This is a genomic window from Shewanella sp. A22 (genome assembly GCF_053850585.1).
Window position 1 is genome coordinate 13,722 of sequence record NZ_JBSQBN010000013.1, and the last position, 13,484, is coordinate 27,205.

15 protein-coding genes are annotated in these 13,484 nt (G+C 39.8%); 9 read left to right on the top strand and 6 right to left on the bottom strand.

Annotated features, from left to right (window positions below; all coding sequences use genetic code 11):
- Positions 1–134: 134 nt before the first annotated feature.
- Complete coding sequence (locus ACWXWT_RS04230) at positions 135–905, top strand: methyltransferase domain-containing protein (RefSeq protein ID WP_456040365.1); 771 nt, start codon at positions 135–137, stop codon at positions 903–905.
- Between the two features lies 1 nt (position 906).
- Here the strand turns inward: ACWXWT_RS04230 and ACWXWT_RS04235 are convergent, their stop codons facing one another.
- A complete protein-coding gene (locus ACWXWT_RS04235) occupies positions 907–1,815 on the bottom strand; it encodes a TraB/GumN family protein (protein ID WP_456040366.1) in 909 nt (302 codons plus the stop codon).
- A gap of 52 nt (positions 1,816–1,867) precedes the next feature.
- Here ACWXWT_RS04235 and ACWXWT_RS04240 point away from each other — a divergent pair, with 52 nt between their 5' ends.
- Both ACWXWT_RS04240 and ACWXWT_RS04245 read left to right on the top strand, forming a co-directional pair.
- Positions 1,868–2,176 carry a prephenate dehydrogenase gene (locus ACWXWT_RS04240; RefSeq protein ID WP_456040367.1) on the top strand — a complete coding sequence of 103 codons (309 nt, stop codon included), beginning with the start codon at positions 1,868–1,870 and terminating at the stop codon, positions 2,174–2,176.
- Between the two features lie 137 nt (positions 2,177–2,313).
- Positions 2,314–4,056: an EAL domain-containing protein gene (locus ACWXWT_RS04245; RefSeq protein ID WP_456040368.1), complete on the top strand. Its 1,743-nt coding sequence runs from the start codon at positions 2,314–2,316 to the stop codon at positions 4,054–4,056.
- A gap of 1 nt (position 4,057) precedes the next feature.
- On the opposite strand, the gene ACWXWT_RS04250 is transcribed toward ACWXWT_RS04245, so the two are convergent.
- Both ACWXWT_RS04250 and ACWXWT_RS04255 read right to left on the bottom strand, forming a co-directional pair.
- A complete protein-coding gene (locus tag ACWXWT_RS04250; protein WP_456040369.1) occupies positions 4,058–4,582 on the bottom strand; it encodes a DUF3016 domain-containing protein in 525 nt (174 codons plus the stop codon).
- Between the two features lie 199 nt (positions 4,583–4,781).
- The gene (locus ACWXWT_RS04255; RefSeq protein WP_456040407.1) at positions 4,782–5,291 is read right to left on the bottom strand and encodes a DUF4240 domain-containing protein; all 510 of its coding nucleotides are present in this window, start codon (positions 5,289–5,291) and stop codon (positions 4,782–4,784) included.
- Between the two features lie 66 nt (positions 5,292–5,357).
- Between ACWXWT_RS04255 and ACWXWT_RS04260 the strand changes: the two genes are divergently transcribed.
- The 5 genes from ACWXWT_RS04260 (at position 5,358) to ACWXWT_RS04280 (ending at position 8,581) form a co-directional block, all read left to right on the top strand.
- Positions 5,358–5,762 carry a hypothetical protein gene (locus ACWXWT_RS04260; protein ID WP_456040370.1) on the top strand — a complete coding sequence of 135 codons (405 nt, stop codon included), beginning with the start codon at positions 5,358–5,360 and terminating at the stop codon, positions 5,760–5,762.
- 109 nt (positions 5,763–5,871) lie between these two features.
- Positions 5,872–6,669, top strand: coding sequence for a response regulator (locus tag ACWXWT_RS04265; RefSeq protein WP_456040371.1), 798 nt, complete (start codon positions 5,872–5,874; stop codon positions 6,667–6,669).
- Positions 6,670–6,824: 155 nt separating this feature from the next.
- Positions 6,825–7,097: an HU family DNA-binding protein gene (locus ACWXWT_RS04270; protein ID WP_011638950.1), complete on the top strand. Its 273-nt coding sequence runs from the start codon at positions 6,825–6,827 to the stop codon at positions 7,095–7,097.
- 315 nt (positions 7,098–7,412) lie between these two features.
- The gene (locus tag ACWXWT_RS04275) at positions 7,413–8,099 is read left to right on the top strand and encodes a TorF family putative porin (protein WP_456040372.1); all 687 of its coding nucleotides are present in this window, start codon (positions 7,413–7,415) and stop codon (positions 8,097–8,099) included.
- Positions 8,100–8,404: 305 nt separating this feature from the next.
- The gene (locus ACWXWT_RS04280; protein ID WP_456040373.1) at positions 8,405–8,581 is read left to right on the top strand and encodes a PA3496 family putative envelope integrity protein; all 177 of its coding nucleotides are present in this window, start codon (positions 8,405–8,407) and stop codon (positions 8,579–8,581) included.
- Between the two features lie 77 nt (positions 8,582–8,658).
- Here the strand turns inward: ACWXWT_RS04280 and ACWXWT_RS04285 are convergent, their stop codons facing one another.
- On the bottom strand, positions 8,659–9,633 hold the full coding sequence (locus ACWXWT_RS04285) for a PDC sensor domain-containing protein (protein WP_456040374.1): 975 nt from the start codon (positions 9,631–9,633) through the stop codon (positions 8,659–8,661).
- 233 nt (positions 9,634–9,866) lie between these two features.
- On the opposite strand from ACWXWT_RS04285, the gene ACWXWT_RS04290 reads away from it, so the two are divergent.
- Positions 9,867–11,219, top strand: coding sequence for a flavohemoglobin expression-modulating QEGLA motif protein (locus tag ACWXWT_RS04290; RefSeq protein WP_456040375.1), 1,353 nt, complete (start codon positions 9,867–9,869; stop codon positions 11,217–11,219).
- 177 nt (positions 11,220–11,396) lie between these two features.
- Here the strand turns inward: ACWXWT_RS04290 and ACWXWT_RS04295 are convergent, their stop codons facing one another.
- Both ACWXWT_RS04295 and ACWXWT_RS04300 read right to left on the bottom strand, forming a co-directional pair.
- The gene (locus tag ACWXWT_RS04295; RefSeq protein WP_456040376.1) at positions 11,397–12,761 is read right to left on the bottom strand and encodes an alanine/glycine:cation symporter family protein; all 1,365 of its coding nucleotides are present in this window, start codon (positions 12,759–12,761) and stop codon (positions 11,397–11,399) included.
- 469 nt (positions 12,762–13,230) lie between these two features.
- Positions 13,231–13,482, bottom strand: coding sequence for a cysteine-rich CWC family protein (locus tag ACWXWT_RS04300; RefSeq protein ID WP_456040377.1), 252 nt, complete (start codon positions 13,480–13,482; stop codon positions 13,231–13,233).
- Positions 13,483–13,484 lie beyond the last annotated feature (2 nt).

A 13,484-nucleotide genomic window follows, 5' to 3' on the forward strand; every position in this document is an offset into this window, starting at 1 on the left:
AACTAAACGATTAACCTACACAGAACACCGCAAAAATAATGAACCATAGTATTATTACCTTTACCTTATTCAGCACACAATGCGACAATTACAGTCATCCAGTTAAGATCCATTACCGTTAGTGTACCAATACAGTGCAAGATAAAAACTTCGATAAACTCAGTCAAAAATTTGCTCAAAACATCTATGGCACAACCAAAGGTGAAATTCGTGCAGCAGTGCTATGGCGTGATTTAATCCCTGCGCTGGCAGAATTAGGTCAACAACGTTTACGTATTCTTGATGCAGGTGGCGGTTTTGGCTTTCTTAGTCAAAAGCTGGCCGCATTAGGTCATGATGTTGTACTTTGTGATATTTCAGCCCAAATGCTTGCGCAAGCAAAACAACAGATTGCAGAATCAAACACCCCACTATCAATACAATTAGTCCACAGCCCAATACAAGCATTAACAGCAGTAGAGTATGGTCAATTTGACGTTGTTCTCTGTCATGCGGTAGCTGAATGGTTAATTGATGCACACAGCACACTGCAAGGTTTACTCACACTATTAAAGCCTAATGGATTATTTTCATTGATGTTTTATAACAAAGAAGCATTACGTTTTCACAGTTTAATTTCAGGTAATTTCGACTATGTTAAACGTGATTTTAACGTCAAAAAGAAAGTAGGGTTAACACCAACCCACCCGCTTTATATTGAAGATGTCCGCAATTGGTTTAGCCAATGGGGGATGTCTATGGTGAGTCAATCTGGTGTAAGAGTGATTAATGACTACTTAAAAAATCATTTACCACCTGATTTTGATAAAAACCAACTCATTGAAATGGAATTAGCCTACTCGCAGCGAGAACCTTATCTATCACTAGGGCGTTATGTTCACTTTTTAGGTCGTTTAACGCCCTAAATTAACATTCTGCTACACCACAACGAGTGACTTTTACCCCTTGTTGCATCAGCAAAAAAGGGATAGATTGCTGGCCCACTATATGCCCAGCACCCACAACAACAAACAACTGTTTATACTGTTTGTTTTTTAGTAACTCTATCACTTTCATCGACATAGTATGATTACGTTGCCAAAGTAACTTTGTTAATAACTCATCAGAATCGCCCGCTTGATCTTCCATAATATCCGCAAGTTGTTGTGCATTACCATGGCGCCATGCGTTAACTAACGCCAACATTTCAACATCACTTACGTTTATGGCATCGTCTAACATTTGCAATTGCGTCTCAGTCGAAAATGATGAAATCAATTCAAATTGAAACTGCATACTTTCTAACTCTAATAACGCCTTTGCCCCCAGATTGGCCATAAAATAAGCATCAACACCTAATTCAGCGCTATAGCCTAAATCCACATAACGGCTCATGCTAATTTGTGCCGATTGTAACCAAGGAGCGTAAGGTGCTAAACCTTGACATAGCACAGTATGACTCAGGCAATATTCATAACGTCGCTGATTGACGTCATGAGCGATATCGCTTTTCAATCCGCCAAATTCATTTAATAAACTCACCGTATCTACGTTACTGATATCAGCTTCAACAACCAAGGCATCAGACTGTAAAAATGCCTTTTCGATGACTTGAGGTAATGGATAGAAATCTGAGCGGCCGATGTGAAGCGACCCCAATAAATACCCATGCTGTTGTTGATACTCAATCTTATAAAATACTGGAGCATCTTTGGCAACAACAGGTGCAGAGACAAAACACAATACCAGTGCTATTAGCCCGCAATAATCACGTTGTAAACGGCGATAAATCAAACTGATATTGAAAATAAGCGGACTTTTCCTTGTTGCCTGCATAGCAGCTCCTTATAATTAGCATTATTCTTTATATATGCACTATGAGGCAATTATGCCGTACACCAATGTTTTTCTACAAATAAAAGAAAATCTGCAAATCGCCTATAGGCAAGCCATTGATTCTGACGCGCGCTTAGACGAACTCAGAAAAGCCGGTCACGGAAAATTTGTTGCCATTTTTACTGAGGAGCAAGGCTTCACGCAACAGAGTAACCGCTTTTTACCTTATGTTCAGGAGCTAGTGGCAGAATTTGATGAAATGCAAAACAGTACTCATGTTGCGCCAGAAACACTCGAAGCTTTTATTAAAAAAATGGCCACTTTGCTGCAAACATTGCAAATATTTAAACTTGCTAAATAACAACCCACTAGCCCTTTAACCATTTAAAGTTAAGGGCTTTGACATAATCTTGTCATTATTTCGCCATAGACTTGTCTCTATATCGTAACAATACCGAACATCATGTTGTTGGGTAATTTATTTAACGAGAACAAGACATGACGGTTTTACAACTCGCGAGCGAACTTGACAATATCATTGAACAACAGGCTATCGAAGCTGTATTTCAGCCAATTTTTAATGTCTTAACCAATCAATTACACGGCGTAGAAGCACTCAGTCGTGGCCCTCTACATAGTCCGTTGCACACGCCATTTGCACTTTTTGACACGGCAGAAAAGCAAGGCTTGTTAAGTGAACTTGAAACTTTATGCCGCAGTATTTCGGTGCATGCTTTTCATACCCGCCAACTTAATGGCAAGCTCTTTATTAATATTTCACCTAAAGCTCTACTTGATCCAAGCCATCCAAAAGGCATGACATTACAGCTCATTCGACAATTGGGTATTAGCCCTTCAGATGTCGTCATCGAGTTGTCTGAACAATATCCAGCTGACGATATTGATTTATTAAAATCCTGTTTAAATCATTATCGTAATCAAGGTTTTTTAACTGCTATTGATGATTTAGGCGCTGGCTATTCAGGGCTACGTTTGTGGTCTGAACTAGCACCAGACTACGTGAAAATTGACCGCCATTTTATTCATCAAATTGATACCACAGCAGTAAAACAGGAATTTGTTCGTTCTATTGTTGATTTGTGCCAAAACTTAACCTGTAAAGTAATAGCGGAAGGGATAGAAACCAATGAAGAGCTCACAACGCTTAAACAATTGGGTATTACCTATTGCCAAGGATATTTTTTAGGACGCCCAGCCTTACATCCCAATACCTCTTTTAGCAGCGATCAGAACATTAGCATTACTCAACCCAGTACTCGGTATTGTGAAACCGCAGAAAGCTTATGTACTAATGCCATAACGGTGTCTCCCAATACACAACTTAAAACGCTCAGCCAAACATTTACTGAGCAACCTGCATTACAAGCCATAGTGATCATCGAGAACCATCGTCCGCTGGGTATTGTTAATCGCAGCACGCTGCTGGAATTATTTAGCACCCCATATGGCCGAGCATTACATGAAAACCACCCAGCTCGTCACGCAATGGATACCAAGGTATTACACATAGATGCCAATGAACCACTCACCAATGTCAGTCAATTGCTTACCTCTGATTCCGTTAATATAGTCGCTCAACAATTTATCATTTTACGACATCAACAACTTATCGGCATCGGTCATACCAAAGATTTACTGCAACGAATTACCGAACATCGAATAAAAATGGCTCGGCATGCAAATCCGCTCACCAGCCTGCCTGGTAACGTTCCCATACAGGAAGAGCTTAAGCGTTTAAGGTTACAGAAAAAATCTTACTATTTAGCCTATTTAGATTTAAGCCACTTTAAACCTTACAATGATATTTATGGCTTTTATCGTGGGGATGAAGTGATTCAATTGGTGGCTAACTTAGTCTTACCGTATGAAAGTGAACATTGTTTTGTCGGTCATATTGGTGGCGATGATTTTGTTATGATAAGCATGCAAGATGACACCAAAGCCAATTGCCAACTTATTATTGAACAGTTTGAACAGCTGAAAATCAGCTTTTACAATGAAGCCCACTGGCAGGCACAAACAATGTGCGCTCAAGATAGGCAAGGACAGCAATGCCAGTACCCCTTGGTATCGTTATCCATAGGAATTTTATCGCCAAACGTGACACAACAGGCAACTGAATATCAATTATCAACCTTAAGTGCCCAAGCAAAAAAGCAGGCAAAACTCGCGCTAAATGGTTTCTACCTGCTTGAAGAGCGACGCACCGAATCAGCCTAAGTTATAATTTAGGCGCGATGCTTTTTTGCAACCAATCGTCAAACATACTTGTTTCATATTGAAATGGTTTGTCATTAAAACGACGCGAGTTGTACATAAAATTCATATCGGTGAGTTTTTCATCACCCGCAATAATCACCTTATCCCCCTGATTTACACTGTAACTAAATGTGGCTTTGGGTGGGTATAAATCTTTTACAATACGCAAATCATTTGGCATGGCACCAAATGTTGGCCGCATATCGCCAGCTAAATCAAGGTTAGTGACTTGCATTTGCAATGTTTGTCCTGGCTTAAGGATTTTTTCCGCTTTCTTATTGATATTTTTTGTTAAGGTTTCAAATAAACGTTTTTCAAAGCGAGACTGGATCTCATTTGAGTTTTTAATATCACGGAAATTTTTTGGGCTTTGCCATTCTATTTTAACCACCCCAACCTCTGTAACAGGATTCGGTTCTGGCGCCTCTTCGGCCATGGCTACTGGGCACACTATTGCCACAGCAAGCAGTAAATATGTTATGTTCATAATCGACCTCCAAAAGCATAAAAAGCATATAATACAGTCATCTAAAACGATCACACTTAATGATTATTTAAACTATCAAGTCATATTGCAATGCCACTAAGCTGAATGCTCATTGTCAGCACTCATTGCGATGTAATCACTATAATCCACTTAAGCTGAACCGAGACTTAACAGACTTAGTCATCCATACTCAACACACCTAAAAAGGAAACCGAGCGCTCAGCAATGGATACTGTTGCCGCATCATTTTGGGCTTAGTGCTGAACTTTTTCCCCACAGGTGAGTTTACCCCTGCGGGGACAAACGGCAGCTCATGTTCAACACGGTCTTCATAGATTTGTCCAGCGATCAAATCAAAGTCTTCCACAAAGGGGTAAGCATAATCGTCCACTAATGGCCATTGCTCTAGTTCTCCTAAGCAGTCAGGATCAGCAATAATATTGTCATACCATTGTTGGCCAAGCGACAGCAAAAAACACCTAAATTCAGCAAAAGCATAATCAGAATCGCACCCCGTTATAATATAAGCAGCCCCCCAAATGGACCATAAATAACTGCGGCGCAATTGTTGCCCCATCATTTTATCAAATGCTTTAAGTGCTTCATCATCCAAGGTTTGCAATTGTTGCCGTAAACGCTGTGCAAGATCGGCAGAAGACTGCTCAGGTTGATCACGGGTCACTAGCGCCCAAAACTGTGTTTCTGTCATCACAATATACCCATCACTCCATTTTTTGAGATATTCTACCTCAAATTTTCTAGCGCGATGACCAATATGAACCAAAAAACAGTGTCACAGATGCCCATGAGAGTCATACTACTGATTACATTGTATGTTGTACTCGCCATTATTGCGCTTTGGCGAGCAACAGCTTTCCAAGCATTTGATTTATTAACATTAGGGGTAATACCGGTTGCGATTGGTTTACTCAAACGTGCAACATGGACAAAAGTGCTGCTTCTAAGCTATGTCGGCTTACAAAGCCTCGGATTAGCAGCAGTAACAACCACCGCGGTGATTGCTTATCAAATCACCCCTGAAGACGTCAAACTTGTTTTTCAAGGCTATAATATTCCATTGCTTCCTCTGTGGTTAATGTCAGTAAGTTTAGTGGTGTTTCAATGGTGGGTTGGGCTCTCGAACGTGACACGCAACTATCTTGCTAAAAAACAAACATAAGTGCTATTCCTAGGTAGTCTGTCTTCTACCAAACTTTTTAGTGTATAGTTTGTCTGTACCAACAACATTAAAATAACAAAATCGTACAGCTATCTGTGGAATGTAAATTATGACTAGTTTGTCCCCGAGTGAATTATCAATCCTATTGCTTGAGCCTTCTGAGACTCAACGTAAAATTATTATTACTCGTCTTCAGCAAGAAGGGGTGAGCAGCATTCAAACTGCCGCAACAATTACTGAAGCAAAGGCGATTATTCAACGCCATAAACCTGATTTGATCGCCAGTGCACTGCATTTTTCCGATGGTGAAGCAACCGATTTACTGCAGCACATCAAAAGCACGCCCGCATTAGATGACATTCAATTTATGTTAGTGTCGAGTGAGTGCCGCCGTGAGCAGCTCGAAATATTTAGGCAGTCTGGTGTAGTCGCTATTTTACCTAAACCATTTAATGCAGAACATTTAGCAACAGCGCTCAATTCAACCATTGATTTACTGAGTAATGACGAACTAGATTTAAGACACTTTGACGTACACAACATTAGAGTTCTCGTAGTTGACGATAGCCGTATGGCGCGTAATGTCATTAAACGCACTATTGGCAACTTAGGCATGCAACTGATTACCGAAGCCGTTGATGGTGAACAAGCTATCAACCTCATGAAAGACAACATGTATGATCTAGTAATTACAGATTACAACATGCCTTCTGTCGATGGGCTGGCATTAACACAATATATTCGTAACCACAGCCAACAATCACACATCCCCATTTTAATGGTATCTTCAGAAGCTAACGATACTCATCTAAGTAATGTATTTAGCGCCGGAGTCAACGCCTTATGTGATAAGCCGTTTGAACCACAGTTAGTAAAGAAAATTCTTTACCAACTATTAGAAGAGTAATGAAAGGACGAATGAGAGCATTATTTGTAGTGTTTTTGCTTTAAAACCATTACAGATACTGAATTTATGGGATAAAGTGCTTTTAAACCAGCATGGCTTGTGGCATGTTAATCATGTTTTAAAAAACACTTCTATGGAAAGCAGAGAATATCAATATGAACAAAAGTGAACTAATTGCAAAAATCGCTGAAAATGCGGAATTAACGAAAGCTGAAGCAGGCCGCGCACTAAAATCTTTCGAAGAAGCGGTAACTGAAGCCATGAAAAATGGTGATAAAATTTCTATTGTTGGCTTTGGTTCTTTTGAAACCACTCAACGTGCCGCACGTACCGGCCGTAACCCACAAACTGGCAAAGAAATTCAAATTGCTGCAGCTACAGTACCTAAGTTTAAAGCAGGAAAAACACTAAAAGATAGCGTTAACTAATTATTAGCACCATCTTTTTTTGAGAGAAACCTCCTCTGTGGAGGTTTTTTTATGTCCAGCGCATTGTTATCCCAAGTTTCTATGCTTCGCAGCATTATCCTTAACGCAAGTGGACTGCACAAAAAAAGGGCACGCCTGCATCATTAAGCTGCAACAAAGTTATAACAACGCCACAAATAAAACCATAACCAATTAACTTTAAAGGAAAAAAATAGTTGGCATGCGATTCGCTAATTGATCATCAGACAAACCAACATTGAGCGCATCTGATTAAAAACACCTGCCTCAATGATAATAAAATATTAAGGGATGAAGATGAAAAAATCACTATATCAAGCAATTGCATTATCAACAGGCTTATTATTGAGCAGTTCAGCCCTTGCTGAAGTCACTGGCAATATTGGTGCTACATCAAATTATTTATGGCGCGGGACAACACAAACCAGCAATGAAGCAGCCATTCAAGGTGGAATTGATTATGCTCATGAATCTGGCTTTTATGCTGGTACTTGGGCATCTAATGTCGATTTTGGTGATGAAACAAGCTATGAATTAGACCTTTATGGCGGTTATGGTGGTAACTTTACTGAAGACTTAACCTACGACATCAGCTACCTTTACTATGCCTACCCTGATGCGGGTGGCAGCATTGATTTTGGTGAGGTTGCCTTAGTACTTGGATGGAAATGGTTAGATGTTGGTTACGCTAAAGTCATCAATGCCGACTCAGACGTATCTGGTGCCGCAGATGAAAAAGACTGGAGCTACATACAAGCGAACGCCAGTTTTCCTCTAACAGAAAAACTCAGCCTTGCATTACATTACGGTTACTCACAAGGCGATGTTGTTGAAGATTTGTTTGGTGATACTTATGCTGATTATAACGTCACATTAAGTGCTGAAACGGATCTAGGAACAGTATCATTTATGGCTTCTGACACTGATTTACCTGACAGCGATGCAAAAATTGTTTTAGGTTACTCTTATGGCTTTAGCCTATAGCGATGACTTTAACGCTAATTAATTTTTAAATATAAACTACGCCACCTTATTGAAAGGTGGCGTTTTTTCATCCATATAGAGAGGAATTATACGTCAAAATATCCATAAATTTGACCTCTCACACACTCTCAATAATAGCCATTATGTTTTACTAGCAAGAAATACATTTACTGCTAAGCTCAAAATAGAAAGGCAAAAAATGCTGTCCAGTTCAGGCAAAATATTTTGCTTTCCTATTTATCAATTTTTAGTTAGAAAATGCTCATTGAATCAATCCACGTTTTATTCTACATGAGGGTTTCGTTATGGCTAATCTTACAGAAAGAGTGCCGGATGACACAGAAATTGACGCGATGACAACGCCTAGAAACGTTAAATCCGCCGAGACGCTACAACATAGACGCCAAGTAAAGCGAAGGTTAGAAGATTTTCTCGAACAAGCACAATTACGTAAAGCAATTGGTGACGACGACTTTTTCTAAAAAATAGGGATAAACGGTTATCGCGTTTATCCCTGTCTGTTTAGCTGTTGTAAGCGGCGGCTAGGCTAAATCTAGCATTAATTTTTTACCTGCTCCCGACGCGCATGCTTACCAGCTTGCGCCTGTGTGAGTAGTAATTCCGCTTTCGCGCCTAAGTATACATATATTCCTAAGCCCACTAGCAAGCCAACAACCGCTAACATCATCAAAATTGCTGGCTCTATATATTGCTTCTCACCTAACGACGCTTTAAACATAGTCAACAACGCTTCAATTGAAATAGCAATTAAAATGGTTGAAATAAACCGTGTAATCGTTCTTCGCGTCGAACTGTGGCGGAAGATATCTTTATGCATCAAAACCTCTTCTTCCAAAATGGTTTTGCCCAAATCAAAAATGGCTAATGCCAACGTGAGAAAAATAATGATACCAAACGGCTGTAGCGGATCATGGGTTGTGGATATTTGGTTAAACAAAGCGTAAATATCACGGATAACCGTCCACATTAGTACACTAACCAATATAAAAAGGCCAAGCACAATTGCGGCATAAATACTTTTGAAAAATGGCGACATTTTACGTCTAGCACTGTCACCCATCATAAACTCAATTAACCGCGTTAAGTTGACATCAATGACAACAATAACCACTTGCCCCGTAGTCGACTTAATCATTTGCGATGCCGACAAACATAATCCGCCGCCGGCATTAGATAAATAAGGTCGAGTAATATGAACAGTATTAGTGGCTGACAATTGAGTAAAATAAGGTCGTTGACTTCGATCGGCATAATGACCACAAGTCAGCAATTTAACTTGTTGATTAATGACACTGATATTGGGGCAAATCTGTATGCCTTGCTCATCAAGCAAATAAATGAGTTCCACGAAGGGATAACTTATCGCCATCTCTTCAAAAATTTTAGCTGAGATGGGTTGTTCAAATAAATTAATATCTCCCACACCAATCAAAATAGACTCTAATAATTCGTGCACTAAGTGTTCATATTCATGATAACGCTCAATCACACTTAAATAGCTCATCGCTGCCATAAATTTTCCTTTCAAGTATACCGACTTTAGATAAAGCAGTTTTAATGCCAAAAAAATTAATGAATACTTTTAGTAACTTAAAAAATAAATTTTTAAATAATGTGAGAATACGAGATAGAATGCACTAAAAGAGTGCTCATTACGGTGAATTTTTTCATTGCTGTTTTGTGATCAACATCTGCTAATATAAACCCAAATGTTGCTTACAAGATTATCTAGATTAGGAAAAGACAATGTCAGACTCTTTACTGCGTTATCAACAAGATATTCGTCGTTTTTCTGATGAATTAATTCGTATCCAAGCACCCATTAAAATTTTAGACTCAATAAAATGGCCAAGACAAGTTGAAGATGACTTTTTAGCGAAGCAAAGCAAAGCGCTTCCCAATGTTAGCAATGATTTTTATCAATCAATTCCTTTGTCATTTAATGCCGTTCAAACACAAACAGATTTACAAGAGTTGAAAAGTGCTATTGAACGCGGTTTGGGTAAACGTGATAAATTAGGCAACATATTACTGGCAAACATCGATCAATACCGGATCGTCATTGATATGCTTCACCATCGTGGTAAACCAATGTTTGGCAAGCTCAGCCAAGAACTATACGGTAGCGCCAGCCATAAATTACATGGTGATCGTCATACCCTGCGCCAACTAGGTGATCGTTTAAGCCATATATTCTCATTGCCAGCTGCACGCCATATGAGCAAACGCCACCCTAAGATTGTTACTGCGCCAGAAGCGGTAAATGTACTCAGTGAACGCTTAGTGAAATATTTTCATAATGACGAAATTCACGTCAAACTAAGCGATGGTATTGTGTCAGATGCCGCTGTGGGTGGTGATACGGTTAAACTCAACACCCGCGCTATGTTCAGTGAGTCAGATCTCAATGTATATGAAGTACATGAAGGCTGGGTCCATATTGGGACAACACTCAATGGTCGTGCTCAACCTCATGCAACTTGGCTTAGTGTTGGCTCACCACGAGTCACAGCATCCCAAGAAGGTTTAGCTGTATTAATGGAAATGCTCACTTTAAGCTCAAATCCTGGCCGAGCTCGACGCATAAGCGATCGTGTCTCCGCTGTCGATATGGCTGAACAAGGTGCCGACTTTATCGAAGTATATCGTTACTTTAGAAACCTTAATCTCAGCTCTAAAGACAGTTATCGTGTCACTCAACGAGTGTTTCGAGGTGGTATGGTGGGTGGTGGCAGCTTTTTTACCAAGGATATTTCTTACGTACGCGGCTATGTTGAAAACATAAACTTTATCAGAAGTGCTATCAGCACAGGATTACCTGAGTTAATCCCAATGTTGTTTTTAGGAAAGTTAGCCATAGAAGACATTCCAGTATTATACCAAGCCTACCAAGAAGGCATTATTGCTCAACCTAAATACCTCCCCCCTATGTTTGAAGATATTAGTGGCCTGTATGCTTGGTTTGGCTTTGCCTCAGGCATTGGCAACATTGATTTAAAAGGGGTACAACGTCATTTTGCTCGGCAATTTAAACATGTCACCCCAACGTCGGCGGTCGACTTATTTGAAGATTCCGAGTTTGATAATAACGTTGAATAAACCATTAATACTTAGTGCTAGCACGCCAAAGTGTGCCAAACAAGAATGACGGCTTAAAACGATTAATTGCTCTCAATAGACAGATATTATTAATTGATAAAGTCTAATTGAAAAAGCATGCTCATCGATACCGATGAACATGCTTTACTATCAACATTACCGAACAACTTGCCCAGACTAAGCTTTAGCCTTTAAAGCACGTTGCTTGATAAAATATTCACGTGTTAAACCAAATACCACTGGGCTAAGAAGTACTAATGCAATTAAATTTGGAATCGCCATCATTGCATTTAATGTGTCAGCCAATAACCAAATAAACTCTAACGAGCTGACAGCGCCTAATGGAACCACTAAGGTCCAAATAAGACGAAATGGCTTTACCGCTTTATCGCCTAATAGGTATTGAACACACTTTTCACTGTAAAAACTCCAGCCTAAAATCGTGGTAAACGCAAACACAGCCAATGCAATTGCCACAATATAATTTCCCATTGGCAAAGCATGCGAAAACGCAAATGAGGTTAATGCCGCACCGTTTTCGCCAGATGTCCAAGCTCCAGAAACAATAATCGCCAAACCGGTAATAGAGCACACAATTAACGTGTCAATAAACGTACCAAGCATTGCCACTAAACCTTGTTTTACAGGGTTGTTTGTTTGTGCAGCCGCATGGGCAATTGGAGCGCTACCTAAACCCGCTTCATTTGAAAACACGCCTCTTGCTACACCAAAGCGAATAGCAGCCCACACCGCGGCGCCAGCAAAACCACCTTGAGCAGCTACTGGATTAAAAGCACTTTCAATAATCAACATAAAAGCAGCTGGTACTTGGTCTGCATATACGACTAACACTGAAATACCAGCAGTAATATAAAATACGGTCATTAATGGAACCAGCTTACCTGCCACTTCAGCAATACGCTTAATCCCACCCATTAACACTGCGCCAACTAACAGCATCAACACAACACCAGTAACCCAATTAGGGACGCCAAAGTTACTGCTCATGGCATCGGCAACCGAATTAGCTTGTACAGTATTGCCAATACCAAAACCAGCAATTGAACCAAAAATAGCAAATGCTGTGCCTAACCATGCCCACTTACTGCCTAAACCATTCTTGATGTAGTACATTGGGCCACCAACATGGTTGCCATTGGCATCAGTTTCACGAAATTTAACCGCAAGAACCGCTTCCGAAAACTTGGTCGCCATTCCTACCAAGGCGGTACACCACATCCAAAATAAGGCTCCTGGTCCCCCAATAAAAATTGCGGTAGCCACACCAGCAATATTACCAGTACCAATCGTGGCAGATAATGAGGTCATTAATGCATTGAATGGGCTTACATCGCCTTTTTCACTTTCGTCAGTCACTTGGCGACCAGACCATAATAATTTAAAGCCTCTGCCTAACTTTAAAATAGGCATGAGTTTTAGCCCGATTGACAGGAATAATCCTACCCCTAAAATCATAACCAACATCGGGACACCCCATACAATACCGTTGATCATGCTGATAATATTTGTGACTGCTTCCATGTAAAACCTCATAATGAGTAATGACTATGTCGAAAGTTATTATTATTAGATATATTTTTTATTATGGTTCAACGGCCCAACTCCGTTGCCATGATTGTTTTTAGGTTACCCCGATTACGTTAACCATGGCAAGGCAAGACGTAACTCAGAGATTTCACTGTTCCAAGCAGACACAAAGCCTACTGTTGTACCATGACAAATCTGTCTTATGTCGGACTCACCCCGAAAAACAGCTAAATGGTTATAATGTTATATGTTCAACATCATAAAAAGCTCAATTACGGGTTTACCTGTCATAATTGTTTGGCTAACTGAATAGTCCTTTGAATAAACAAGACCATAACAAAGGGTGAGTGCAAATATAGCCGCTACAACAACGAAAAAGTTTTTAATCATTCCCAAGTCTAATTGACGTTTTAGTATACGCATCAAGTTGTTGTTAACAACAAATAATTAACATACCATCAGATTATGGTTTGAATAACTGCACTGCAGGAAACGGTGTAGCGACCATCTGATCCATTTTAGCTAAACATGATTCGCATACACATTGATCTGAACGGATCGTCAAACTAGGATGCTGAGATAAATACATCTTGATTAGATCAATTGCGTTATGCCTTGATTCAACACACCAGCAGCTTGAAATAGCTTGCCCACTTGCCATTGAACAAGCATTACCTTGATGACAAATAGGGCAACGTTGAGAAGAAACTGACAAAT